General features: G+C 62.6%; 23 protein-coding genes. 13 read left to right on the top strand and 10 right to left on the bottom strand.

Going from position 1 to position 25,666, the window contains the following annotated elements:
* Positions 1 to 62: 62 nt before the first annotated feature.
* Genes queC through queE form a run of 3 tightly spaced genes read left to right on the top strand, consistent with a single transcriptional unit; the run spans position 63 to position 2,511 of the window.
* Positions 63 to 779, top strand: a complete 717-nt coding sequence (queC, locus tag CCR96_RS12900) for a 7-cyano-7-deazaguanine synthase QueC (protein WP_201220514.1) — start codon at positions 63 to 65, stop codon at positions 777 to 779.
* On the top strand, positions 776 to 1,870 hold the full coding sequence (locus CCR96_RS12895) for a 6-carboxytetrahydropterin synthase (RefSeq protein WP_201220513.1): 1,095 nt from the start codon (positions 776 to 778) through the stop codon (positions 1,868 to 1,870). The genes queC and CCR96_RS12895 overlap by 4 nt, the downstream gene beginning before the upstream one ends.
* On the top strand, positions 1,867 to 2,511 hold the full coding sequence (gene queE, locus CCR96_RS12890) for a 7-carboxy-7-deazaguanine synthase (RefSeq protein ID WP_201220512.1): 645 nt from the start codon (positions 1,867 to 1,869) through the stop codon (positions 2,509 to 2,511). The genes CCR96_RS12895 and queE overlap by 4 nt, the downstream gene beginning before the upstream one ends.
* Before the next feature lie 210 nt (positions 2,512 to 2,721).
* On the opposite strand, the gene CCR96_RS12885 is transcribed toward queE, so the two are convergent.
* Positions 2,722 to 2,913 (bottom strand): hypothetical protein, encoded by a 192-nt coding sequence (locus CCR96_RS12885; protein WP_201220511.1) that lies wholly within the window; start codon positions 2,911 to 2,913, stop codon positions 2,722 to 2,724.
* Positions 2,914 to 2,955: 42 nt separating this feature from the next.
* Between CCR96_RS12885 and CCR96_RS12880 the strand changes: the two genes are divergently transcribed.
* Entirely contained in the window at positions 2,956 to 3,558 is a 603-nt protein-coding gene (locus tag CCR96_RS12880) for a GSU2403 family nucleotidyltransferase fold protein (RefSeq protein WP_242519014.1), read from the top strand.
* Positions 3,559 to 3,598: 40 nt separating this feature from the next.
* Here the strand turns inward: CCR96_RS12880 and CCR96_RS12875 are convergent, their stop codons facing one another.
* The 7 genes from CCR96_RS12875 to CCR96_RS12845 form a co-directional block, all read right to left on the bottom strand.
* Positions 3,599 to 4,738, bottom strand: coding sequence for an ATP-binding protein (locus CCR96_RS12875; protein ID WP_201220509.1), 1,140 nt, complete (start codon positions 4,736 to 4,738; stop codon positions 3,599 to 3,601).
* A 424-nt stretch (positions 4,739 to 5,162) separates the two neighbouring features.
* Positions 5,163 to 5,516 (bottom strand): hypothetical protein, encoded by a 354-nt coding sequence (locus tag CCR96_RS12870; protein WP_201220508.1) that lies wholly within the window; start codon positions 5,514 to 5,516, stop codon positions 5,163 to 5,165.
* A gap of 362 nt (positions 5,517 to 5,878) precedes the next feature.
* Positions 5,879 to 6,916, bottom strand: a complete 1,038-nt coding sequence (locus CCR96_RS12865) for a DUF4236 domain-containing protein (RefSeq protein WP_201220507.1) — start codon at positions 6,914 to 6,916, stop codon at positions 5,879 to 5,881.
* 258 nt (positions 6,917 to 7,174) lie between these two features.
* Positions 7,175 to 7,975: a GTP cyclohydrolase FolE2 gene (folE2, locus tag CCR96_RS12860; RefSeq protein WP_201220595.1), complete on the bottom strand. Its 801-nt coding sequence runs from the start codon at positions 7,973 to 7,975 to the stop codon at positions 7,175 to 7,177.
* 239 nt (positions 7,976 to 8,214) lie between these two features.
* Positions 8,215 to 8,898: a S1 family peptidase gene (locus CCR96_RS12855; protein ID WP_201220506.1), complete on the bottom strand. Its 684-nt coding sequence runs from the start codon at positions 8,896 to 8,898 to the stop codon at positions 8,215 to 8,217.
* On the bottom strand, positions 8,898 to 9,911 hold the full coding sequence (locus tag CCR96_RS12850) for a glycine betaine ABC transporter substrate-binding protein (RefSeq protein ID WP_242519012.1): 1,014 nt from the start codon (positions 9,909 to 9,911) through the stop codon (positions 8,898 to 8,900). The genes CCR96_RS12855 and CCR96_RS12850 overlap by 1 nt, the downstream gene beginning before the upstream one ends.
* The gene (locus CCR96_RS12845) at positions 9,911 to 11,749 is read right to left on the bottom strand and encodes a BCCT family transporter (protein ID WP_201220505.1); all 1,839 of its coding nucleotides are present in this window, start codon (positions 11,747 to 11,749) and stop codon (positions 9,911 to 9,913) included. The genes CCR96_RS12850 and CCR96_RS12845 overlap by 1 nt, the downstream gene beginning before the upstream one ends.
* A gap of 489 nt (positions 11,750 to 12,238) precedes the next feature.
* Between CCR96_RS12845 and CCR96_RS12840 the strand changes: the two genes are divergently transcribed.
* The 4 genes from CCR96_RS12840 to proX all read left to right on the top strand — a co-directional run bounded on the left by CCR96_RS12840 (position 12,239) and on the right by proX (position 17,340).
* On the top strand, positions 12,239 to 13,711 hold the full coding sequence (locus tag CCR96_RS12840; protein ID WP_242519010.1) for a hypothetical protein: 1,473 nt from the start codon (positions 12,239 to 12,241) through the stop codon (positions 13,709 to 13,711).
* Between the two features lie 131 nt (positions 13,712 to 13,842).
* Positions 13,843 to 15,036 carry a glycine betaine/L-proline ABC transporter ATP-binding protein ProV gene (gene proV, locus CCR96_RS12835; protein ID WP_201220504.1) on the top strand — a complete coding sequence of 398 codons (1,194 nt, stop codon included), beginning with the start codon at positions 13,843 to 13,845 and terminating at the stop codon, positions 15,034 to 15,036.
* A 3-nt stretch (positions 15,037 to 15,039) separates the two neighbouring features.
* Positions 15,040 to 16,143 carry a glycine betaine/L-proline ABC transporter permease ProW gene (proW, locus tag CCR96_RS12830; protein ID WP_201220503.1) on the top strand — a complete coding sequence of 368 codons (1,104 nt, stop codon included), beginning with the start codon at positions 15,040 to 15,042 and terminating at the stop codon, positions 16,141 to 16,143.
* 177 nt (positions 16,144 to 16,320) lie between these two features.
* On the top strand, positions 16,321 to 17,340 hold the full coding sequence (gene proX, locus CCR96_RS12825) for a glycine betaine/L-proline ABC transporter substrate-binding protein ProX (protein ID WP_201220502.1): 1,020 nt from the start codon (positions 16,321 to 16,323) through the stop codon (positions 17,338 to 17,340).
* Positions 17,341 to 17,375: 35 nt separating this feature from the next.
* On the opposite strand, the gene ispA is transcribed toward proX, so the two are convergent.
* Positions 17,376 to 18,278 carry a (2E,6E)-farnesyl diphosphate synthase gene (gene ispA, locus CCR96_RS12820; protein ID WP_201220501.1) on the bottom strand — a complete coding sequence of 301 codons (903 nt, stop codon included), beginning with the start codon at positions 18,276 to 18,278 and terminating at the stop codon, positions 17,376 to 17,378.
* Between the two features lie 206 nt (positions 18,279 to 18,484).
* Positions 18,485 to 18,745: an exodeoxyribonuclease VII small subunit gene (locus tag CCR96_RS12815; RefSeq protein WP_201220500.1), complete on the bottom strand. Its 261-nt coding sequence runs from the start codon at positions 18,743 to 18,745 to the stop codon at positions 18,485 to 18,487.
* Between the two features lie 114 nt (positions 18,746 to 18,859).
* Here CCR96_RS12815 and parE point away from each other — a divergent pair, with 114 nt between their 5' ends.
* From parE to CCR96_RS12790, 5 genes are all read left to right on the top strand, one after another.
* A complete protein-coding gene (parE, locus tag CCR96_RS12810; RefSeq protein WP_201220499.1) occupies positions 18,860 to 20,746 on the top strand; it encodes a DNA topoisomerase IV subunit B in 1,887 nt (628 codons plus the stop codon).
* A gap of 52 nt (positions 20,747 to 20,798) precedes the next feature.
* A complete protein-coding gene (locus CCR96_RS12805) occupies positions 20,799 to 21,911 on the top strand; it encodes an FIST signal transduction protein (RefSeq protein ID WP_201220498.1) in 1,113 nt (370 codons plus the stop codon).
* Positions 21,912 to 21,963: 52 nt separating this feature from the next.
* Complete coding sequence (locus CCR96_RS12800) at positions 21,964 to 22,509, top strand: hypothetical protein (protein WP_242519008.1); 546 nt, start codon at positions 21,964 to 21,966, stop codon at positions 22,507 to 22,509.
* 176 nt (positions 22,510 to 22,685) lie between these two features.
* Positions 22,686 to 23,669 carry a glucokinase gene (glk, locus tag CCR96_RS12795; protein WP_201220497.1) on the top strand — a complete coding sequence of 328 codons (984 nt, stop codon included), beginning with the start codon at positions 22,686 to 22,688 and terminating at the stop codon, positions 23,667 to 23,669.
* Between the two features lie 159 nt (positions 23,670 to 23,828).
* Positions 23,829 to 25,640 (top strand): autotransporter assembly complex protein TamA, encoded by a 1,812-nt coding sequence (locus CCR96_RS12790; RefSeq protein WP_201220496.1) that lies wholly within the window; start codon positions 23,829 to 23,831, stop codon positions 25,638 to 25,640.
* Positions 25,641 to 25,666: the final 26 nt, after the last annotated feature.

The raw sequence follows: 25,666 nt of genomic DNA, 5'->3' as shown, positions 1-25,666 counted from the left end.
GAACCGATCGATCCACCAGCGTCGGACCAGCCCGATCCATATGATGACTGATGAGGGGACACATGGCGAACGCAGTCGTTCTACTGAGTGGCGGCCTCGACTCAACCACCGCCCTGGCCATCGCCAAAGCCGAGGGCTACGCCGTCTATGCCCTCTCGTTTCGCTACGGTCAACGCCATCAGGTCGAGCTTGAAGCCGCCACGCGCGTTGCGCGGTCGCTGGGGGTGGCGGAGCACATCATTGCCGACATCGATCTGCGCCGTTTCGGCGGCTCGGCCCTGACCGCCGAGATTGCGGTGCCCAAACAGCGCGCGCTCGAACAGATGGGCGAGGGCATCCCAATCACCTACGTCCCGGCCCGCAACACCATCTTTCTCTCCTTTGCATTGGCCTGGGCCGAGGTGCTCGCGGCCAGCGACCTCTTCATCGGCGTCAACGCCCTCGACTACTCCGGCTACCCAGACTGCCGCCCCGAATACATCGCTGCCTACGAGCGGATGGCCAATCTAGCAACCGCAGCCGGCGTTGAAGGACGGCAACGGCTCAAGATCCACACCCCACTGATCCAGCTTAGCAAGGCCGAGATCATTGCCAAGGGCACTGCACTCGGAGTCGACTACGCGCTGACCAGCAGTTGCTACGACCCCGGCCCCGATGGCTGCCCCTGCGGCCAGTGCGACTCCTGCCTCCTCCGCGAGAAGGGCTTCCGCGAGGCCGGTCTCGACGACCCACTGTGCATCAAATATGGACTCCAGACCGCCTCCGCGAAGAACAGATGAGCGAGCGACTCTTTCACGTTGCCGCGGCGCCTTTCGAGGCCGCTCGGCGCGTCGCCATCCTACCCGACGGACATCCCTGCCGACGCTTGCACGGGCACAGCTTCCTGGCCCGTGTCCGCGCCGAGCTGCCCACCGGCTGGGCGCCGTTCCAAGGTGGTGAAACGGATGCGCTGACCTCAGCGCTGAGCCACTGCGTCTCCACCCTCGACTATCGGGATCTGAATGAGCAGTTGCCGGTGCCGACCGATGAGAACCTCGCGCGCTGGGTGCGCGCGGGTCTCGACGTCCCTGGCATCGAATCCGTGGGGATTCAGAGCACCCGCCATCAGGGCGCCGACCTGGACGACCAGGAGCAGGCGCATGTCTGGCGTCGGTTTCGCTTCGAGGCGGCCCATCAACTGCCGAATGTGCCTGAAGGGCACCAATGCGGCCGGATGCACGGTCATGGCTTCGAGGTCATCCTGCACGCCAACCAGACCCTGGCGGACCAAGACATGGGCGTCGACTTCGACCGGCTCGCGGCGCTCTGGGCACCCCTGCATGAGGCACTGCACTATCGTTGTTTGAACGACATTCCGGGCCTTGAGATCCCCACCAGCGAGATGCTGGCCGCCTGGCTCTGGCGCCGGATCAAGCCGGAGCTACCAGCGTTGTCTTGGGTGACCGTCTACGAGACCCTGACCGCCGGTTGCCACTACAACGGGGCGCAGTACCGCATCTGGAAAGAGCAGCGCTTCGAGAGTGCGCTGCGGTTATTGACGGCACCTGACGGCGACCCACGCCGACAGTTGCATGGTCATAGCTATCTGGTGCGGCTGCACCTCAGCGCACCGCTCGATGAGGTGCTCGGCTGGACCGTCGACTACGGCGATGTCAAGGAAGCCTTTAAGCCGATCTACCAGCAGTTGGACCATCATCTCCTCAACGACCTGCCTCAGCTCAACGGCGCTGATCCGGCCAACCTGGCGCTATGGCTGCGCGAGCAGGTCGCCCCGCTGCTGCCGCCGCTGGATCGCATCGATCTGCAGCAGACACCCGGCTGTGGCGCGGTGCTCTGCTGGGGTGACGAGGGACCGGCCTTGCCGACATGACCTATAGCGTCAAGGAGATCTTCTACACGCTGCAGGGCGAAGGGATACAGGCCGGCCGTCCTGCCGTCTTTTGTCGCTTCGCTGGCTGCAACCTCTGGTCAGGGCGTGAGCAGGACCGCAGCAAGGCGATCTGCCCGTTCTGCGATACCGATTTCCGTGGCACCGACGGGGAGGGTGGTGGACGCTATCGAACAGCGGCTGAGTTAGCCGCAAAGATTGCCGCCATCTGGCCCCAGGCCGCTGGGCGTCAGCGGGCTCAACGATTTGTCGTGTGCACGGGTGGTGAGCCCCTACTGCAGCTTGACGAAGCGTTGGTCGAAGCCTTACACGCGCAGGGTTTCGAGATCGCCGTTGAGACCAACGGCACCCAGCCGGCTCCAGCAGGTATTGACTGGGTTTGCGTGAGCCCAAAGGCGTCGGCACCGCTCAAGCTGAGCGCCGGCAACGAGTTGAAGCTGGTCTATCCGCAGCCCGATGCCGAACCCGAGCACTTCGTTGACCTGGACTTCGACCACTTCCTGCTGCAACCGATGGACGGGCCGGACCGGGAGCGCAACACCGCACTAGCGATCGACTACTGCATGGCTCATCCGCAGTGGCGACTGAGTCTGCAGACCCACAAGTGGCTTGGGCTTCCGTAAGGTTTAGGAAAAACGTTTGGCCGATGGACTTGGCAGCAACCAAGCCTGGGATGTTGGCAATGCGGTTGTCCTCGAAGACACAGACGCCGTACTGACTCCGAGAACCAGGCTCGGTTCGGCTATCAAGTTGGGCGATGGCAAACAGCAACAGTGCCGCTGTTTGGCTAGGCGATCGGGCAACGCCAGCCCCGCCGCATCGGCTGGCGTCGCTCACCGCACCCCCAACCGCTCCGCCACATCCTCAAACCCCGGATCTTCGGCATAGATCGCCGACAACTCCCGCCGGCTATCCCCGCGCCGTCCCACATCCGCATAGGCCAACGCCCGCTCATAACGGATCTGGCGCAGCAGCGCCTCGGGTTGGTCCTGCTTGCGCCGATAGGCCTGGGTCAGGGTGCTCACCGCCACCTCACCTACGAAGCCCACGCCGGCGTGCAGCTGCTGTTGGAGCTTCTCGCCTCTGGCGATGTGGACTTGCTCTACGACACCCGCCAGCGACTGACGCTGGTCTCCCAGCGCCTCGAAGGCAAGGGGCTTCTAGGCTTGCTGAAGAAGGCCGATCGCAGCTTCGAGTGCGTGCGCCCTAATGGCTTTCGCGCCGCTAACGCCGGGCAGTTCATGGTCGATTTGGTGATTGCGCCGCGCCCGCTGCATGAGGCCGAGCCGATCACCTTTGCCGACCAAGGCCTCGTCGACGCCGAGGTGCCTGGTCTGCAATGGTTGCTCAGCGTCCCGCCTCTGGAAGCGGTTGCCATCGACGAACAAGGCTGGCCGGTGCCGTTGCGGGTGCCGGACCCACGCGCCTTTGCGTTCCACAAAGCCTGGCTGTCACAGCGCATGGATCGCGAGCCGGTCAAGAAGCCACGCGATCTGGCGCAAGCCTGTGCGATGGCGCGGCTGATCCGCGACGAGCTTCCGCAGTTTTCCTTCGCGGAGCCGCTGACGGCCTTGCCGAAGACGCTGGCAAATGTCGCGGCGCTCGAGTCCACATGCGGGCTCGCCGATCTGGCCCGCGCTGGTCCAAAATCGCACGATCAGCCAGCCTGAGCCACCAGCGGGAATCGGGGTAAGGCACCGGGATGCGGCATCAGAGGCCGGCGCCAAGGTCGGCGAGCCAGGGTGCGGCGGGCTCGACCGCCACGGGTCCGCGTTGCTCGCGATGGCGCAGATGACGGACCAGCAAGGTGGCGCGGGCCTGCGGAAATCGCGCTGCCGTGGCCGCTAGGTACCGGGGAACAGCGGCGTCCGACCATTTGCACTCGACCAGTTGGGTCGGTTGATCGGCATCGCAAACGACAAAATCGATCTCCCGGCCTTCCTTGTCACGAATGTAATGGAGCGTCGCCTCCTGGCCCTCGGCATCGCGCCGCCGTTGCACCTCGGCCTGCAACATGGTGGCGCAGGCATTCTCAAAGCGGATGCCGTCATCCCCCTTGACCAGACCCGTGTCGTAGAAATAGACCTTCGGCTCTTTCAGCAAGGCGCGTGCGATGTTGCGGTGAAAAGGACGCACGATGAAGACGATATGCAGCGTCTCGAGGATGCCCAGGTAGCGACTGAGGGTCGTGGGGGAGAGCTGAAGATCGCGGGCCATGGAGGCCAACGAGACCGGCGAGCCGACGCGCTCGCGCAGCATCTGCACGAACAGGCGCATCGCCTGCACCTCAGCGATGCGGGAGAACTCCAGGATGTCGTCGCGGATCAGTCCGTCCAGATACAGCTGCCGCCAGCGCCGTGCATCGGCATCGGCGTCGGCCAACAGCGGTTCGGGGAACCCGCCCCGGATCAGCAGCCTATTCAGCGCCTCTTCAGGCGCCGTGTTCGTCGTCGCGACGAACTCATGCACGGTCACCGGGAGCAGGTGCCAGGAAAAGTAGCGACCGGCCAGCGATTCCCCGGCTTGGCGAAAGGCATCGAGCCGTGCGCTGCCGGTGACCAGAATCGCTTGTCCTTCCACTCGCCCGTCGTACACGCCTTTGAGCCAAGGGCGCCAGTCCTTCATCTTGTGCAGCTCATCGAACACCAGCAGGGAGGCTGTGGGAACCCAGCTGTGGGCCAGCATCACGCGACGGTCGGCGAGGACGTCCCAGTTAAACAGCTGGGCATCGGCAAACTGGCCAGCAATCATCTGGGCCAGCGTGGTCTTTCCGGCCTGCCGGGGACCGGTGAGGAACACCATCTTGCGCGCAAGATCACGCTGCACCAGCGGTTTGATGAGTCGCTCCATGACGACTATTGTTCTTTTGACTGGAAAAAAGTCAAGACTTTATGAATTTCCGCTGGAAGATAGTCGACTTCAGGCCGCGTGATTGAGTTGCCCGCCAGACCTCCAGCTCAGGCGCCATGGTCGGCGTCCTCGCCGCGCGCTTCAGGTGTCGCCGAGGCCGAGCTCGAGGTCGCTCGCGCGGAGCAGGAGTGGTTACGCGAGGCGGTGGCTGAGGGCGAACGGAGCTTGGCTGATCTGCGGGTGAGGGAGCAGCTGGCCTTGGCGCAGCGGGATCAGGCCAGAGCGGAGGTGCAGGCGGCGCGGCGCGCGCTTGAGCAGATCAGGACGCAGAGCGAGCAGCTGCGCTTCGTCCGTGAATGCGGAAGACGGATAGCTGCAGCGACCTGCAAACTTCTTGTTCCGATGCACGCTGGTTCAGCCGCGGTTATCCGCCCTGAGTTGACGGAGGATCAGCAGCCGTGGACTTGAACGCAGCACTGAGGGCTCTGGATGTGATCAGCGCGAGCAGGACGGCGAGGACCAGCGCCATGATCGTACTCATCATCACCAACAGCTTAACGCGCCGAGCGGTCTCCCGCAGTGAAAGGTCTGCCGGGAGGGACTGGCTGCCCGAGACAGCGCCAGACTGCGCCAAGGCGCCAGGATCGGCCTCCAACTGGCCCAAGCGCTGCTCGATCGCCTCGATCCCCGTGTAGGCGACTCCGATCGGGACAAGTAGGGTGACCACGACCAGCCCGAAGGCGATCAACAGACGCTGCTGCACGGTCAGATTCTGCATGGGTTGGCAATCGATGGAGAGACTATGCCGCTCAGAGTAGCCAGCCCCGCATGCGGGGTCAACGCGCCGGAACGCTGCTGACTACCTAGATCAGTCTCCTTGGGCCAAGGCGGCCTTGAAGTCTGCAGGGAGTATAACGCGCGCTCACCACTGTCGGTGTTAGCGCCGCACAGGGGTCGCATTTCAGCGAGCGCTTTGCTCAGACTCCCAAAAACTCCCCAAACCGCACCTCCAATGCCTCCCGATCCGGCCGATCCTCCAGATGCCTCGGCAACCGGATCGTCTTGCCATGATACCCCTTGATCGCCTGCTCCAGCGTTGGCCCATCGTGCTGCCTCAACGTGGTCAACACCATGCACCGCTCACCGCCGCACCCCCAACCGCTCCGCCACATCCTCAAACCCCGGATCTTCAGCATAGATCGCCGACAACTCCCGCCGGCTATCCCCGCGCCGTCCCACATCCGCATAGGCCAACGCCCGCTCATAACGGATCTGGCGCAGCAGCGCCTCGGGCCGATCCTGCTTGCGCCGATAGGCCTGGGTCAGGGTGCTCACCGCCACCTCATGCAGCCCCAGCGCGCGCAACGCCCGCGCCTTGTAGAGCAGCAGCGCGGCATGCACCGGGGTCTCGTTCTCCAGCCCGGCGCTCAGCTGCACCACTTGATCGGCCTGGGCGCGCGGGATTGGATCGACATCGAGCAGCAACTCGGCCAGCGCCGCCTTGACCACCACATCCTCCGGGGTCTCGGCGAGGATCAGGCGTAGATGCTCGGCGGCCAGCGCATGCTGATCGCGTAGCTGATGCAGCTCGGCCAGGGCCAAGCGGGTGCCGCGCTCGCGCGGGCCGATGTGGGCGGTGACCTCGGGGGTGACCGAAAAGCTGGTCGTCGCGTTGACCTGATACTTGGCGTAGAGCTGACCCAAGGTCGCCTGTCGTTGCAGGGCGGCGTGCAGATGGGCATGCGCGGCCTCGAGGTCGTGGCGCTTGAGGCGCAGCAGGCCGGCGGTCCAGGCGGCATCGGCCTGTTCGGGGGCGGATTCGAGCTGCGCCAAAGCCTCGTCTTCGTCGCCAGCGTGCAAGGCGCACAGTCCGGCGACGAAGGCCTGCTCATCGGCGGGGGTGGTCAGTCGTTGGAAGAAGCCGAGCGTGAGCCGGTCCTCGACCGCGACCGGCAAGGGGTCGGGAGGCGCGGATGAGGGCGCGCGACTGGCCCGACCGGGATTCTGCACCGTGTAGAACAGACCGGTGCCGGGTAGCCCGACGGTGGCGCGGGTACCGCGTGGGCCGATGGTGTACTTGGCGCCGCGCGGTCCCAGCGAGAGCGAGGCGCCGGATTTGCTCAGGTTCAGGCTCACGCCGGGGAAGAGCTGAACACGGCGCCAGAAACGAAAGCTCATGATGAACCCTCCTTGTCAATGAATGGATGAGCCGGATCGGACAACTCGCCGAACGCGGCTGTCATGATGACACACAGCGGCTGCCTTGAGCGGGACGCCTTTTAACAAGCAGCACGTGATCGGTATCACCAGCGATCTGGGATTGCGCACAGTACTGCCTATCCTGATCCACCGCGCCTTGCATCCGCAAAGGAAGGAAGCGGGCTAGCCGGCGCGAGCAGTTCCACTCGCCGCGCTATACGCGGTCATGCCCGCGGCCTAGGCTTCCTTGTCGCGCTCCACCATCGCATAGGCCGAATGGTTATGGATCGACTCGAAGTTCTCCGCCTCGACCACATAGGCTGCGATGCGCTCCTCGGCATTCAGCCGGCGTGCAACATCGCGTACGGTATCCTCGACGAACTTGGGATTGTCGTAGGCATGCTCGGTGACGTATTTCTCATCGGGCCGCTTGAGTAGGCCGTAGAGTTGGGCGCTGGCTTCGGCCTCGACGAGTTCGATCAATTCCTCGATCCACAAAAACCCGCGCGTCTTCGCCTCGACGGTGACATGCGAACGCTGGTTGTGCGCCCCGTAGCGGGAGATCTCTTTCGAGCAGGGGCAGAGGCTGGTGACCGGGACCACGACCTTGATCGACAACTCTGGCTTACCGTGACGGACCTCGCCGATCAGGGTCACTTCATAATCGAGCAGACTCTCGACCCCGGTCACCGGCGCGCGCTTGTTGATGAAGAAGGGAAAGCGCATCTCGATATGACCGGCCTCGGATTCGAGCCGTTCGGCCATCTCGGTGAGCATTTCCTTGAAGGTGCCGACGCCGATCTCGCGCTCGTGGCCATTGAGGATGGCGACGAAGCGCGACATGTGCGTGCCCTTGAAGTGATGCGGTAAGAACACGTACATGTTGAAGGTCGCGACCGTGTGCTGCTCGGCGCCACTGCGGTCTTTGATCCGCACTGGGTGGCGGATGTCCTTGATGCCAACCTTGTTGATCGCGATCTGACGACTGTCCGGATTCGACTGGACGTCGGCGATCTCCGCCGATGATGGCGCGATCAGGCCCGTCGTGCGCGGTGAGTTTGGTTGACCCTGGCGGTGACCAGGGCGCTGATCTTGACGACGATCGGGGGTTTCAAGGGATGGGTTGGGGGTCAGCGCGGAGTCCACAGAGACTGCTCCTCGGGTGAAACGGGGCGAGGCAGCGCAAACGACTCAGACCTCGCGAAATACCGCTTACGATGAGGTCTAGCGCGTTTCGCTGCAAGCATCGAGCCGCTGCGGCAAGCGTCGAGCCGAGGTCATTCGTGCTCGAACAGCCCCTCGGAGCGCATCAAGGCGGTGCCATAGTCGATATCGACGGCAAATGAGATGTTGGTGCCGGGGGTTGAGCGTCGCTCCCAATTCGAGCTGCCACTCAGGACCTCGGCGGGCTCGAAGCGCCCGCTGATGATACCGACCACGTGGCCATCGGTGACATGGATCAAGGGGCCACCGATATCGCCGTTGTGGACCATGCTGTCGAACAGGATCAGCTGGGTATCGTTGGCCGAGCGGATCTTGGCCGCAGCGAAGCCGCCGACGGTCAGCGTGGTATGGATCTGCTCGTGGCCGAAGGCGTAGCCGAGACTCATCAGCGAGGCGCCGGGCAAGACGTTCTCACCGCTGCCGAGGAAATCATCGGGCACGCTGATCTCGAGCGCTTGGTCGATCTTCAGCAAGGCGACATCGTGGGCGGTATCGCGGCGCGCCACCGACACGGCCATGGCCGCGACACGATCGAAGCTCATCGGCTGGAATTCGCCGCCGCTGGAGGTCGGGACCACCCGCAGCCCTTCGGTCTCGGCGACGAGATGAGCGGCGGTGAGCAGATAGCCTTGCGGATGGACGACGAACGCCGTGCCGAGAAAGTCGAGCGCGCCAGCGTTGTCTCTGGCCAGCATCAGGCAGCCGCCGCGAAATTTTTGGCTGATTCCTTGGAGCATCAGGGGTTCTCCGATGGTTGTGCGTCACCCAGCCACGCCTGCACCCGTTGCGGGTTGGCTCGCAGCCAGCGCAGGGCTTGGGCATAGGGATCTTGGCCTTGGTCCTGGTGAATCCAGACCAGCAATTGCTCCATCGCCTGTGCATCCCAGGCAAAGCGATCGAGCATGCCAGCGGCTTGCGGGCGGTCGTCGCTCAGGCCGATTCGAGTCATGGTATGGATGCTGCCGGTGCCGCCATAGACGCCCTCGGGGTCATCGAGGAAGCGCAACGACCAACGTCCGAACATCCAGTGCGGAATCCAACCGGTCACCACTACCGGTTGGTTGCGGGCGATCGCATTCGCGAGCACCTCTGTCATCCGCGCTTCGCTGCCGGCGATCAGTCGAAATCCGCTCAGCTCATAGGTCGAGATCGCGGTTTCGGTCGCGCTCATGATGCCCGCTTCCGGATCGATGCCGATGATGCGACCGCCGAGCGCCTGGCGCTGTCCGGCCAGTTGCTCGATGCTTTGGATTTGGAGGCTCGGCTGGGTCTGGGCGCCGCGCTGGTCGGTCTGGCGTCCAATCCCGGTCGCTGGGATGACCAAGCCGGTCTTGGTCCCATCCAGATTGGGACCAAGATCCTCGAGCTGGTCGCGATACTGGGCGAAATAGTCGGCATGGGTGTCGGGCAGCCAGGCCGAGAGCAGCACATCGGCCTCGCCCTCGGCCACCATGCGCCACATCGCGTCGGCGCTGGTCTCGATCAGCTCGCAAGGCTGCTCGAGATGCTCGGTCAGGACCGCACAGACGACATTGGCGCTGGCGACCGATGACGACCAATCGACATAGGCGATGCGCAGCGGTTTGCTGCTGTTGGTGTTGTCGCTGGCGCTGACGCCCGTCGCGAGCAGGAGACAGAGTGCGGCTAGCAGCCCCGGCATCAACCTCAGGTATAGGGATTGACTCGGGCATGGGACTTGACTTGGGCCTAGCGCTTGGGCGTGCGGCCGGTATTGCTGCTTGCTGCTCATCAGACCTCCCCGCCGGTCGGCTTTTGCTTACTGGCTGCCGTGTCGCCAGCGGCATCGGCAGGCACGGCTTGCGGGCTGAGCTCGAAGCTCGTCGAACCGCCCGGGATTGCCGCACTGCTTGCAACAGCAGCCCCAGCACCTGACTCGACGCCAAGCCCAACACTGGGACGCGGGCGCACGGCAGCGCCGGTGCCGCGCTGCAGTCGTGCGGGTACCCAGAACTGTCGGCGGCCAAAGGTCGGCATCTTGCGCGTCGCCTGGGTGCGGAACTCTGGCCCCTGGTAGTCGTCCAGGCTGAGCTCAAAGCCCTGTCCGGTCTTGTAGTGCACCAATCCCATGTGCAGCGACCAGCACATGCCAAGCAGGATGATCGCGAAGGGCAGGCCGGTTGATATTGCCGCCGTCTGCAGCGCCACGAGTCCGCCGCCGAGGAGCAAGGCGGCTGCCACCGCGCCTTCCATCACCGCCCAGAATACGCGCTGGATCACCGGTGGCTCGGTATTGCCGCCGGCGGTGATGATGTCGATGACCAAGGAACCGGAGTCTGAGGAGGTGACGAAGAAGGTGATGATGACGGTGATCGCCACCACCGAGGCGATGGCGCTCAGCGGCAGGCTCTCGAGCATCACGAAGAGCGAGACGGGGATGTTCTCCTGCACCGCCTTGGCCAGACCGCCGACGCCGAACATCTCGATGTGCAGCGCGGTGTTGCCGAAGGTCGTCACCCAGAGGAAGGTGACCAGGGTTGGAATCAGCAAGACCCCTTTGATGAACTCGCGGATGGTGCGGCCGTAAGAGACCCGCGCAATGAACATGCCAACGAAGGGCGACCAGGCGATCCACCAGCCCCAGTAGAAGACGGTCCAGCCATTCTGCCAGTCGGTATCGTCGTAGGTCTCGTTCCAGGTACTGAGCGACGGGAAGTGCTGGACGTAGATGCCGATGTTCTCGATGAAGGCATTCAGGATGAACAGGGTCGGGCCAACGATGATGACGAAGAACATCAGCACCGCGGCGACGACGACATTGAGCTGACTCAGCACCTTGATGCCGGAGTCCAGGCCGCGCACCACCGACCAGGTTGCGATGGCCGTGATGCCGGTGATCAACAGCAGTTGCACCAGCGTGTTCTGCGGGATGAAGTCGACCAGATGGCTGAGGCCGGCGTTGACCTGCTGCACCCCAAGTCCGAGCGAGGTGGCGACGCCAAACATGGTGGCAACGGTCGCCATGATATCGATGACGTTGCCAATGGGCCCATAGATGCGCTCGCCCAGAAGCGGATAGAAGACCGAGCGGATCGACAGCGGCAGGCCCTTGTTGAAGGCAAAGAAGCCCAGCGATAGGCCCACCAAGGCATAGATCGCCCAGGGATGCAGTCCCCAATGCAGGAAGGTGAAATCCATCGCCACGCGCGCCGCCTCTGGGGTACCGGGCTCGGCGAGTGGGGAAGCGACATAGTGGAACATCGGCTCGGCGACACCGTAGAAGAGCAAGCCGATGCCCATGCCCGCGCTGAACAACATCGAGAACCAGCCGATGGTCGAGAACTCCGGCTTTGCACCCTCGCCGCCGAGCCTGATATCGCCGTAGCGCCCGAGCAGCAGCGCGATCACGTAGATCAGGATGATGTTCATGGTGCCGACGAAGAACCAGCCGGCGTACTTGGAGACGGCGCCCTGAACCAGGTTGAAGAGGTTATCGACGCGGTTCTCGAAGAAGATCGTCAGCGCGACGAAGAGCAGGATGATACCGGCGGAGGTGAAGAACACCCAGGGATGAACGTCGAGCCGAAGCCAGCCCGGCTGGTCTGATGAGCGATCGGTTACGTCTTGCATAGGCGTTGCCCTCGGGCTTGATGCGGTCAGCGGTGCGCCCCTGCTGCCAGGGTTGAGCGCAGCTGTCGGTGGTTCGGTCTCGGGATCAGGGCCGCATGCACCGCTGTGTGAGCGTTAAACGCCTTCATAGTACTGCAAACTCGGTCGACCCTAAAACCTTCGTAGGCGAAGTATTTGTCATCGGCCTGGCCTTGGCGCAACCTATCGCCCCCGAGTCATCCTCGACCTCGAGCCCCTGATAACTAGGCAAGTGTTTCATCGATTCCCTATCATTCAAGCAGTTTGATCGGGGCGGTGTTGCGAGCCTATTGAACTCACAGGCTTGGGTCTTGATGCCTGTTGGTCTGGAAAATATGTTGCCTACGATATAAACTGCGCTCCTTGTTGCAGATGCACGACATGTCGCTTGGATGGGCCGCCGGTTGGTCCTAAGGCCAACGACGTTGAGTCAATGGCATCTTTCAAGCCAAGAAACCCACGCAGGACATCATGAACAATTACGAACCGCGGGCGCTTAGCGCCTCTTCCAACTGTCAGCGACCGGCGCACCGACGCGCTCGAACGCTCCTCGCCCTGAGTCTTGCGAGCCTGGCCGGCGCGCCCCAGCTTGCGACCGCAGCAACAGACCCCGCCGCCCTCGAGCGTCGCGTCCTCGAACTCCAGCGCCAGCTGGATCAGGCCGAGGCCGAGCTTGCAGCGGCCAAGGCCGAGACGCTGTCCGCGACCAAGAAGGCTGAGGTTGCAGAGGCCGAGCTGGCCAAGGCCGGTTCACCGCAAGCCGATAAGATCACTGTCGGCCCCGTCACCATCGGTGGGGCGATCCGCGCGAATTACATCCTCGGCAGTTATCCCGGTGGCGGCAACGGTCCATCGCGCGGCGGCAATGGCGGCAACTTTGCGCTCGATACCTTCCGCATCAACATGGATCTGAAGTACGAGCAGCTGGTCGGTAAGCTCGAGTACCGCTGGTACGACGGTTACAACTTCCTCCACACCGGCTGGCTGGGCTGGGATTTCGATGATGGCAGCCAGCTCCAGGTTGGTGTCAACCGCGTGCCCTTTGGCCCTGGCCCCTATGGTGTCTCGCAGAGCTGGTTCTTCGATCAGCACTACTATGTCGGGCTCTCCGACGACATGGATCTCGGTATCAAGTACATCACCGATATCGGCAACTGGAGCCTTGACTTTGCCTACTACGCGCGCAGCGAGTGGAACGGCAACGGGACCAGCCAGGACAGCGCGCGCTACGGCTACGATGCCGTGGTCTGGGATAACGCCGTCGCGCCGAATGGCGATGTGACTTACGGTGTCCTGCCGAACGGCTACGAGGAACGCAACCAGTTCAATGTTCGAGCGATCTACAGTTTTAACGACACCGCGGTCGATACCGACCTGGGTGTGTCACTGCAGTATGGTCAGCTGAAAGGCCGACGCACCGATGACGGGCACCACTGGGCGGCCTCGGTCCACATGACCAACAGCTGGAACAACTGGCTGCTTGCGACCCAGCTGACGCGCTACAAGTACGATATCGATTCCGATAACGCGCTCAGTACCGATGAGCTGTTCCCGATGGGTGCGTACGAGTTTGCTTGGCCCGTCGCTTCCGATGCCTGGCTGCCAGCCATCTCGCTCAGCTATCTCTACGAGACCAACCGCATTCCTTGGCTCGACTCCGTTCGGCCTTACGTCGAATACAGCAGCATCATCAAGGAAGATAACAACTTCAACGACAGTCAGCTGGTCACCCTGGGTGCCGCCTGGGCGCGCGGCGGCTGGTACATCTACACCGACCTCGCGTTCTCCGACGGTAACTATTTCGTCGGTAATGAAACCGAGGCTGGAACGCCCGAGGGCTATACCAACCTGTTCTCACCCACCGGCGGTGTCGGAGACTTTGGCGCCAACGGCAACGACCACTGGAACTACCGGTTCAACATCAACTTCGGCTACTACTTCTAGCCGCCTCGGCTGGCCACAGCTGCTAGCCAGCTGAGGCCGGACGCGCCAGCGCCAATCGCTGGCCGCGACTGGCCTCAGTCTCTCCCAAACGCGGAGCGCATGGGCCTTAGCGGGCGTCTGCGACAAGCATCATGCAAGAGAAAGTCATCGTCGAGCATCTGTACAAGGTGTTCGGCGATCATCCAGACGAGGCCCTGCGACTGTTGCGCGAGGGTGTCGATAAAAACGCCATCTTCGAGCAGACGGGCCAGACCGTTGGCGTCTGTGACGCCGGTTTTTCCATCTACGAGGGCGAGATCTTCGTCGTCATGGGCCTCTCCGGCTCGGGCAAGTCGACCATGGTGCGGCTGCTGAATCGGCTGATCGAGCCGAGCGCGGGCAAGGTGCTGGTCGATGGTCGCGATATTGCGGCGATGAGCCCGGCCGAACTCCTCGATCTCCGTCGCCGTGACATGAGCATGGTCTTCCAGTCATTCGCGCTGATGCCGCATCTGACGGTGGGCGCTAACGCCGCCTTCGGGCTTGATCTGGCTGGGGTGGGGCGGGCCGAGCGCGAGGAACGCGCCCTCGCCGCGCTGGACCAGGTGGGTCTCAAGGCCTGGGCCGAGAGCTACCCGGATGAACTCTCTGGCGGCATGCAGCAGCGCGTCGGGCTGGCGCGCGCACTGGCGAATGATCCCTCGGTGATGCTGATGGACGAGGCCTTCTCGGCGCTTGACCCCTTGATCCGCAGTGAGATGCAGGACGAGCTGCTGAAGCTGCAGGCCGATAGTAGCCGTACCGTGGTGTTTATCTCGCACGACCTCGACGAGGCGATGCGCATCGGGGATCGGATCGCGATCATGGAAGGCGGGCGGGTGGTGCAGGTCGGGACGCCTGACGAGATCCTGCGCAACCCGGCCGATGAGTATGTGCGCTCGTTCTTCCGCGGGGTCGATGTCAGCACCGTGCTGAAAGCGGGCGATATCGCGCGCAAGACCCAGGTGACGGTGTTCGAGCGCTTGGAAGAGGGCATTCGAGCGGCCATCGAGCGTCTGCGCGACCATGATCGTGAGTTCGGCTATGTCGTCGACCGTCGGCAGCAGTTCCATGGCGTCGTCTCGCTGTCCTCGCTGCAGAAACTGCTGCATCGGCAGGAGCCGCATCGGATCAGCCAAGCCTTCCTCGACGGCGTTCCAACCCTGCCGGCCGATACGGCGGTCAGCGATCTTCTGAGGACCGTCGCCGAGAGTCCTTGCGGGGTTCCGGTGGTCGATCGCGAGCAACGCTACCAAGGCGTGATCACCAAGGCGAGCCTACTCGAAACCCTGGATCGGGAGGATTGACCCATGGCTGCAGAGACGAATCCCTGGGCGGCAGAACCCGCCGAACCAGCGCCGGCCGCGAATCCCTGGGGCGGTGGCGGCACCCTCGGCGAGGACGGCGTTACCGCGACCTCGGGCGACTGGCTCGCCGGCGGTGATCCGATTGAGCTGACGGCGATCGATTGGATGCACCCGTTCCAAGATGCGGTGATCCCGCTCGGCGATTGGGTCGATCAAGGTTTGGATTGGCTGGTCGAAAACTTCCGTGCCGTCTTTCAAGCCATCCGATGGCCGATCGATGGCACCTTGACTGGCATCGAATCGACCCTGTTGGCGGTGCCGGATCTGCTGATGATCCTGATCTTTGGCCTGCTCGCCTGGCAGGCCGGTGGTAAGCGGCTCGGGCTCGGCGCGGTGATCTCCCTAGCCCTGGTTGGGCTGATCGGCGCCTGGTCCGAGGCCATGGTGACCTTGGCGCTGGTGCTGACCTCGGTGGTGTTCTGCATCGTCATTGGGCTGCCGACTGGGATCTGGCTGGCACGCAGCGACCGCGCCGCGTCCCTGATTCGGCCGGTGCTGGATGCGATGCAAACCACTCCGGCCTTCGTCTATCTGGTGCCGGTGGTGATGCTGTTTGGCATCGGCAACGTGCCGGGCGTGGTGGTCACCATCATCTTCGCGCTGCCGCCGCTGATTCGGCTGACCAACTTAGGCATTCGTCAGGTGCCCGCGGATCTGGTCGAGGCCGCGCGCTCGTTCGGCGCCTCGAAGAAACAACTACTGTTCAAGGTCCAGCTGCCGTTGGCGATGCCGACCATCATGGCCGGCGTCAACCAGACTTTGATGCTGGCCCTATCGATGGTGGTCATCGCCTCGATGATCGCGGTCGGCGGGCTTGGCCAGATGGTGCTGCGTGGCATCGGCCGGCTCGACATGGGCCTGGCCACCATTGGCGGCGTCGGCATCGTGCTGTTGGCGATCATCCTCGACCGCATGACTCAGGCCTTTGGCCAGGCCAGTCGCGATAAGCCGACCCGGCATTGGTACGAGTCGGGGCCGGTGGGGCTGTTCTATCGCCTGTTTCGGCGCCGTACACCGGCTGAGGCAGAGGCTAGCGCTGGCGCCTGATAATACAACGCCAAGGCCTGATGTTGACATGCTGGCGCTTTTGCTTGCACCGCCGTCGCTGGCGCTGAGAGGGCTTGGCTGTTGCTGACATGAATTCGCTGACCTTTATCGCATTTCGCTCTCCTGGCCCGTTGGCATCGGGCCTGGATCTTTTACCCTGAACGGAGACTGTTGACGATGCCTAGCTCGATCCTGCACACCCATGCATTACCCACCCTGATGGCCTCGTCGCTGGCCTTTGCCGTCAGCGCCACAGTGGCTGCTGAACAACCCGGCGAAGGCGTCGAGGTGCTGCCGATCAAGAGTTCAATCGCCGAGGAGACCTTCCAAACCCTGCTGGTCATGCAGGCCCTGGAAGACCTGGGCTATGAGGTCGATGACATCAAAGAGATCGAATACGCGGCCGGACATGTCGCGCTCGCCAATGGCGATGCCACCTTCATGGCCGCACACTGGGACCCACTGCACATTGATTTCTTCGAGGAGGCCGGTGGCGATGACAAGATCGTCCGCGAGGGGACCTATTCGAGCGGCTCGCTGCAGGGCTACCTGATCGATAAGGAGACCGCCGAGGCCTACGAGATCACCAACATCGAACAGCTCAAGGACCCGGAGATCGCCAAGCTCTTCGACGCCGATGGCGACGGCAAAGCGGATCTGGCCGGCTGTAACCCTGGCTGGGGCTGCGAGAAGGTGATCGAGCATCATCTCGACGCCTATGACCTGCGCGACACCGTCGAGCACAATCAGGGCAGCTACTCGGCGGTGATGGCCGACACCATCACCCGCTATGAGCAAGGCGAGCCGGTGCTTTACTACACTTGGACCCCTTACTGGGTCAGCGGTGTGTTGGTGCCGGGCGACGACGTGACCTGGCTGCAGGTGCCGTTCAGCTCGCTGCCGGGTGAGCGTGAGGACGTGGATACCGCCCTGGCCGACGGCTCGAACTACGGCTTCCAGGCCAATGTACAGCGCATCATCGCTAACAAGGAGTGGGCAGAGGCGAATCCGGCCGCGGCCAAGCTGTTTGCGGTGATGGAGGTCTCGAGCAACGATATCAGTGCGCAGAACCTGCGCATGCGTGATGGCGAGGACAGCGAACAGGAGATCAAGCGCCACGCCGAGGCTTGGATCAAAGCCAATCAGGCGACCTACGACAGCTGGCTGGAGCAGGCGCGGGCGGCGGCGGCGGAGTAAGACCTAGCAAAGTAGCCGGAGCGGCAGGATGCTGCTCAGCGATCACGATTGACGATGTAACGCGCAATCCAGCGTAAGGGATCGGCGCCCTCGTCAAAGCGGCTGATACTCTCGAGCGCGTCGGTAACCAGATCATTGGCTGCTTCGTGCGCTGGCCCAATCCCCATCAGCGACGGATAGGTGGCCTTTTCATGCGCGGCATCGGCACCACTTTGCTTGCCGATGACGTCGGTGTCGCCTTCAACATCGAGCAGGTCGTCTTGGATCTGGAAGGCGAGGCCGATGCATTTGGCGTAGTGATCAAGCGCGTTTGCCTGTTCTGGCTCGAGGTCCGGACAGGCGAGGACGGCCATCTGCACGCTGGCGCGGATCAGCGCCCCGGTCTTGTGGATGTGGATGTTCTCCAACATCACCAGATCGAGCTCGCTGCCTTCTGACTCGAGATCGAGCGCCTGTCCGCCGGCCATGCCGATCGATCCCGCGGCTCGTGCCAGTGCGGCGATCATCTGCACCCGTGCGCTGTCGCTGGTATCCCCATTCTTGTCTTCCGCGAGCAGGCCGAATGCGAGTGTCTGCAGCGCATCGCCGGCTAGGATGGCGGTGGCCTCATCGAAGGCCTTATGACAGCTTGGCCGTCCGCGCCGCAGATCGTCATCGTCCATCGCCGGCAGATCGTCGTGGATCAGCGAATAGGCGTGGATCAGCTCGACAGCAGCAGCGCCGGCATCGACCCGCTCGGCGGCGAGACCCAGAGCCTGAGCGCCAGCGTAAGCCAAGGTCGGGCGCACCCGTTTGCCTTCGCTGAGGACCGCGTAGCGCATCGCCTGATGCAACCGTTTTGGCGGCTGTTCAGCGGCCGGCAAGCCGCGATCAAGGGTCCGTTCTACGCGGGCTTGGCAATCTTTGAGGAAGGTCTGGAGACGAAGCGCGTCTTGCATGGGCCGAATAGCGGTCAATAGAGGTAAGGGGTTGAGCTGGGGTGTTCTGCTGATCGAGTCGAGCACGATCTCAGACGCGCGCTGAGGTTACCACCCTGAAGCAATCGCTTGATCTTCGACGATGGAAACGTCGGCGATGGAAACGCGCTGTGATGAGAGCGAGATGAGCGCCAAGCCGTCATGGTTGTTCGACGTGCTCAGCGCGCCTAATCGCTCTGCGCTTGGTCTGCGGTGCCGCTGAAGGGTTCGGGCTCGGCCTCAACCGACGCCTCGCTGAGGATGCGAATGCGCTGCTCGGCGGTCTCGAGCGCCTGCTGACAGCCGCGGCTGAGACGAATGCCTTGCTCGAACGCCGCGAGCGAGGCCTCTAAGGTCAGATCACCGCGTTCGAGCTGATCGACGATGGTCTCTAACGCCTGCAACGAGGCCTCGAACTGCTTGGGGTCTTGAATCTTGTCTTCGTTCATCGTGCGTTTGAACCCATCTTTCGATCTACGGTACCGTAGAGCGCTTTGACCGGTCAACGCAGTCAACGACACAGTCAACAACGAGTCAACAACGAAGGAGTATCCTGCCCCGCCATGAGCGGCAACTACGACGCCTCAGCGATTGAGGTTCTCAGCGGCCTCGACCCGGTGCGCAAGCGCCCGGGCATGTATACCGACACCACCCGTCCGAACCATCTGGCGCAAGAGGTCATCGACAACAGTGTCGATGAAGCGCTGGTCGGCAAGGCGACGCGGATCGACGTGATCTTATATCAGGACGGCTCGATCGAGGTCAGCGATGACGGTCGCGGCATGCCGGTCGATATCCATCCCGAGCAGGGCCTGCCAGGGGTCGAGGTGATCCTGGGCACGCTGCATGCCGGCGGTAAGTTCTCGGCCGGCAGCTATCGCTTCTCCGGCGGTCTGCACGGAGTGGGCGTCTCGGTTGTCAACGCGTTGTCGAAGCGTCTCGAGGTCTGGGTCAAGCGCAACGGCAAGGAATATCGTATGGCCTTTGCCGGCGGCGACAAGGCGGAAGACCTGATCGAGATCGGCACGGTTGGGCGCGGCAACAGTGGGACTCGGCTGCGGTTTTGGCCCGACGAGCGCTACTTCGACTCACCGAAGGTCTCGGTGCGGCAGTTGACCCATTTGCTCCGTGCGAAGGCCGTGCTCTGTCCCGGTCTCGATGTCCGCTTTCGTGACGAGAATACCGGTGAAGAGCAACGCTGGTGTTATGCCGACGGCCTGCGCGACTATTTGAGCGAGGCGCTGGGCGAGGCGGAGCGGGTGCCTGACGTGCCCTTCGTCGGCAACCTCGAAGGGCAGACGGAGGCTGCAAGCTGGGCCATCACCTGGCTGCCGGAGGTTGGCGAGCCGGTGACCGAGAGCTATGTGAATCTGATCCCTACTGTGCAGGGCGGGACGCATGTGAACGGCTTTCGCAGCGGACTCACGGAGGCGGTGCGCGAATTCTGCGAGTTTCGCAGCCTGTTGCCGCGCGGGGTCAAGCTCGCACCCGAGGACGTCTGGGCACGCGCGAGCTGGATTCTCTCGGTGAAGCTGGCTGACCCCCAGTTCTCGGGCCAGACCAAGGAGCGATTGTCATCGCGCGAGTGCGCTGCCTTTGTCTCCGGCGTGGTCAAGGATGCATTTAGCCTCTGGCTGAACGAGCATGTCGGCGACGGCGAGCGCATCGCCGAGATCGCGATTGGCGCGGCGCAAGCGCGCTTGCGTGCCGGGCGCACCGTGACCCGCAAGCGTGTCACCCAGGGGCCAGCATTGCCAGGCAAGCTCGCCGATTGCACGGCCACCGATCCCGCGCGAACCGAGCTGTTCCTGGTCGAGGGCGATTCTGCCGGCGGCTCCGCGAAGCAGGCACGCGACCGTGAGTTCCAAGCCATCATGCCGTTACGTGGCAAGATCCTGAATACCTGGGAGGTCGACCCGGCCGAGGTCTTGGGCTCGCAAGAGGTACACGATATCGCCGTTGCTATCGGTGTCGACCCAGGTAGCGAGGATCTCTCGCGCTTGCGCTTCGGCAAGATCTGCATCCTGGCCGATGCTGACTCTGACGGTGCGCACATCGCGACGCTGCTCTGCGCGCTCTTCCTGAAGCATTTTCCGCAGCTGGTCGCTGCTGGTCATGTGTATGTTGCGATGCCGCCGCTGTTCCGAATCGACGTTGGCAAACAGGTCTTCTATGCGCTCGACGACGCCGAGCGGCGCGGGGTGTTGGATCGTATCGCTGCCGAAAAGCTCAAGGGCAAGGTCAGCGTGCAGCGCTTCAAGGGCCTAGGCGAGATGAATCCGGCGCAGTTGAGGGAGACCACGATTCACCCGGATACCCGTCGCTTGGTGCAATTGACGGTTGAGCCTGGCGATGACAGCGCCACCTTGATGGATATGCTGTTGGCCAAAAAGCGCGCTGCAGATCGGCGCGCCTGGCTGCAGGAAAAGGGCGACTTGGCTGAGGTCTGAGCAGCCTGTCGTCACACCGCCCACACCTACCTCATTAACGCGCAGCGCAACTATGCACTCATTTCCATACGCCCACGCCGCCGACGACGACTGGACTCTAGCGCTCGAGCGCGTCATTGCCGGTCTTGGCTCAGTCCGGGGTCGGCTCGGTTTCCTCTACGTCACCGACGCGATCAACGCGCATCTCGAGGAGATCCTCGATGCACTGCGTGAGGCTACCGATGTCGAGCACTGGGTTGGCGCGGTTGGGATCGGTATCTGCGCAACCGGGATCGAGTATTACGAGCGACCGGCCATTGCCGCAATGGTGGCCGATCTGCCCGAAGACGCGTTTCGGGTATTTCCGCCGATCGTCAAAGATCTGGAGTCCTTTGATGCCGCCCAACGCGCTTGGCTTGGTAGCGCCCAACCGTTCATGGGATTGGTCCATGGTGATCCGAGCAATCCGCTGACTGAGAGCTTGATCCGCCAGCTAGCCGAGCGCACCGTCAGTGGATTCTTGGTCGGCGGCCTAGCCAGTAGTCAGCACAATGCCCGGGTCATCGCCGACGAGCCGACGGAGGGCGGGCTCAGCGGGGTGATGTTCACCGAGGCAGCCGGCATCCAAACCGCGCTCTCGCAGGGCTGCTCGCCGATCGGGCCGCACCGCCAAATTACCGAATGCCAGCGCAATGTGATCGTGCAGCTTGATGGTCGCCCGGCCTTGGATGTATTCAAAGAGGACATCGGCGAGGTCTTAGCGCGGGATATCGCGCGGGTCGGCGGCTATATCTTTGTCGGCCTGCCGATCAAGGGTTCAGACACAGCCGATTATCTGGTGCGGAATCTGATTGGTGTCGACCTAGAGAAGCGGCTGGTCGGCATCGGCGACTTGGTCGAAAAGGGCCAAGCGTTGATGTTCTGCCGACGCGACGCGAATACTGCTCGCGAAGATCTAACGCGCATGCTGGGGAATCTAAAGGCGCGTTTGAATGCGCCGCCGCGCGGTGGCGTCTATGTGTCCTGCCTTGGACGCGGCGCCAACCTGTTCGGCGAAGACTCGGAAGAACTGAAGCAGATCCGCGATGAGTTGGGTGACTTTCCCCTGGTTGGCTTCTTTGCCAATGGTGAGTTATCGCAGAATCGTCTATATGGCTATACCGGTGTGCTGACCCTGTTTACCTGATGCATCGGCGCCGCGGTATCTTAGCCCTTTGCCCGAGACCACAGGCGACATGATGAGCAGCGGGTCGGATGCACATGCCGGCAACCAGGATTGCGCTCGCATTGGCAAACGCGTTAGCAAAACGACGTTGCTGTGGGTGATTGCTGCCGCCCTTGGCGCTGCCATTGTCGCGGTGGTGTGGGTCAAATCCTGGCCTTTGCTTCATCCCGACATCAGCGAGCGAGCGCCCTTGAATCCGGGCTGCAACCTATTGAGCCAGCCCTGCTCGGTTCGGTTTTCGGCCGGCGCCGAGGTCACCTTGGATATCCAGCCCCGCGGCATCCCCGCCGTGCATCCGCTCGAGCTGCGCGTGAGGCTCGAGGATGTGCCGTCGCCGCAGCGCGTCGAGGTCGACTTCGCGGGTGTCGATATGGCGATGGGCTTCAACCGGGCCGCATTGAGCTTCGACGCTGAGGCCGGGGCCTGGGCTGGTCAGGGCATGTTGCCTGTCTGTGTTCGTGACCGTATGACCTGGGAGGCGCGCGTCCTCTTGCATTATCCAGATCGATTGCTTGCGGCCCCGTTTCGTTTCGTCAGCGCGCGCCCAGGGACGTTCTGAGCCGATCGCATGTCGCCTGGTTTGGGTCATTTCACCTGGCATGGGCGATGTCGCCTTGCCTGGGTCAAGTATTCAATGCAACGCTTGCCACGCATCGCGGGTCGCGCTGCTATCATCATCGGATATCGCCCGCCGCTTGGTTGCGCGGGCGATCGTCTCAGTCTGGAGAGCACATCATGCGTGTTTTGGTCGGCGATATCGGCGGCACCAAGACGGGTCTCGGGATTGCCGAGGTTCAGGGGGATACAGTCAGTCTCGATCTGCATCGCCGCTACCCGAGCCGAAAATCGGTATCACTCGGCGAGATCGTCACCACCTTCTTCGACGAGACTGGCTGCCAGTGTGAGATGGCGGCCTTTGCTGTTGCTGGACCGGTCGTCAGCGGACGCAGCAAGACCACCAATCTACCGTGGCAGATCGATGCGGCCGAGCTGCAGAAAAACCTGGGATTCAAGCGCGTTGGCCTGCTCAACGACCTTGAGGCCGTGGCCTGGGGCGTGCCGGCGCTCACCCGCAACGAGCTGGCGGTGCTGCAGCCGGGGGCGAGTGGTGCCGTGGGAAATGCCTGCGTCGTCGCTGCCGGGACCGGGCTGGGTGAGGCTGGCCTGTTTTGGGACGGCACCAAGCATCACGCCTTCCCAACCGAAGGTGGACACACCGACTTCGCACCCACCGATGATCGCGAATTCGCGCTCTTGAACTATCTGCAGAAGAAGGTCGGGCGCGTGAGCTGGGAGCGCGTGGTCTCGGGCATAGGCATCGGAAATATTTATGCGTTCCTAGCGCAGTGGCATAAGGCGGTGCATCCACCCGCAGTCGCCGAAGCGCTGCGCAGCGATGGCGATATCGCAGCTGCCGTGGCCGAGGCAGCCAACAATGGCCACGCCATCAGCCAAGAGGCGATGGAGCTGTTCGCGGTGCTCTACGGGCGAGAGGCCGGCAACACCGCGCTCAAGCACATGGCCCTGGGCGGGGTCTATCTTGGTGGAGGGATTGCGCCGAAGAATCTCGCACTCCTACAAGGTCCCGGTTTTGCCGAAGGTTTTCGGGACAAGGGCCGGATGCGCAGCCTAATGGAGCAGATTCCGGTACAGGTGATTCTTGATCCATTGACGCCGCTTTATGGGGCCGCACGCTATATGGCTGCCGAGATTGGCTGACACAGCGGGCCGTCGTCCGTTCCCGCGTTGATGATCCTTGATCCCCCAGCGGGCGACACCGAGACCAGGCGAGAGACACGCGCAGTGGTTTGGCGTCATAGTGTTACTTCTGTGCCATAATATGTCGCATCTTTGCACTTTTTGGATGCTGCCAAGCGGATGTCTCAATTTGGACATCAAGATTCAACCCCAGCGCTCCTGACGCTCCTCAAACGCCAGCGATGGCTGGCTGGGGTTTGGCTCGGCTTGGCCGTGCTGTTCATCCTGCTGCCAGACGAGGCTCAGGCCCTGAGCCTCGAGGTCAAGCTCAGTGGGCTTGAAGGTCGCTACCAAGCCAATGTCCAGGCGCTGCTCGGGCTCTATCAAGAACGGGGCGACAAAGAGATGTCGGTGCCGCGCCTGCGGGCACTCTATCGGCGCGCACCGGAACAGATCCGTGAGGCCCTCGCGCCTTTTGGCCTCTATCGGGTTGAGATCGCATCCAGTCTGACCGAGCCTACCGCCGATAGCGGGGCCTGGATTGCCTCCTTCGAGGTCGACCCAGGTGATCCCGTTAAGATTGGCCGCATCGATTATCAGATCACAGGCGCCGGCGCTGACAATCCGCGCTTTCCGAAGCAGTTTCCGATGCAGATCGGTGATCCGCTGATCCACGCCGACTATGAAAAGGCCAAGAGCAGCATCGTCAATATCGCGTCCGAAGAAGGCTACATCGACGCCAACCTAGCGCGACACCTGGTGCTGATCGACCCCGTGGCCTATGAGGCGATCATCGAGTTCCATCTCGACACTGGCGAACAGTTCTATCTCGGCAAGGTCCGCTTCAAGCAAGACCTGCTCGACGATGCGTTTCTCGCCAAGTTCGTCGATTTCAAACCGGGTGTGATCTATAACCCGGAGCTGCTGCTAGAGCTGCAAGGTCGCTTGATCAGCACCGAATACTTCAACGACGTCCAGATCCAGCCTCTGCAAGGGCAGGCTGGGCCTGATCGCCGGGTGCCGATCGATGTGATCGCGACCCGCAACAAGGCCAATGTTTATCGCGTTGGGGTTGGCTATGGCACTGATGTTGGTCCACGCTTCAGTCTCGATTATCGGCGCCGCTACATCGGGCGCCGGGGCCACAATCTGAAGGCCGAGATCGAGATCTCTCAGATCGAGCAATCCCTGGCCGCGGAATACCGGGTACCGATTCGCAATCCGGTCCAGGACTATCTCCTGATCCGTCCCGAGTTCTACGCCTTTGACACCGATAGCCGACAGGGCGACCTGTTCAAACTCAGCGTGGCGCAGTCGGTACGCACTAAGCATGGCTGGCGGCGCATCATGGGCGTTGATTATCGCTACGAGGATTTTTCGGTGGCGAGTGAAGATGACGGCACCTTCAACGGTTTGGTTCCGCATCTCTCCTGGTCTAAGGTAGTTACTGATGATCCGATCAACACGCGCAACGGCTACAAGATCAACTACTATCTACAGGGCACCTCTGAGGATCTGCTCTCGACCAGCAACTGGCTGAGCGGGCAGCTCAATTACAAGCTGATCAAATCACTGGGCGAGCGCATGCGATTCATCGGTCGGACCAACCTCGGCGCCATCTGGGCGGCTAGCGTTGATGACGTTCCCGCGAGTCAGCGCTTCTTTGCCGGCGGTGACAACAGCATTCGCGGTTGGGGCTTTGATGTGCTTGGCCCCGACGACCCGCTCGACAACGAAACCGTCGGCGGGCGGTTCTTGGCCGTTGGCAGTCTCGAGCTCGAGCATCAGATCGTCGGCAACTGGGGTGGCGCGGTGTTTACCGATTTTGGCAACGCATTCGATCCTGATTATCAGCAGACATGGCAGCAGAGCCTGGGCGTCGGCATCCGCTACAGTACGCCAATCGGCCCCGTTCGGTTGGATCTGGCCTACGCCCTGACCAAAGATCCGGCCGGCTTCCGCCTGCACTTCGCCATAGGGCCTGATCTGTGAGCGGGACCGAGACAGCCCCAGATCCC

This window comes from Halochromatium roseum, assembly GCF_016653315.1.
In the GTDB taxonomy this organism is placed as follows: Bacteria; Pseudomonadota; Gammaproteobacteria; order Chromatiales; family Chromatiaceae; genus Lamprobacter; species Lamprobacter roseus.
Note: the sequence above shows the minus strand (reverse complement) of the source record. Positions and strands in the feature narration are given on the sequence as shown.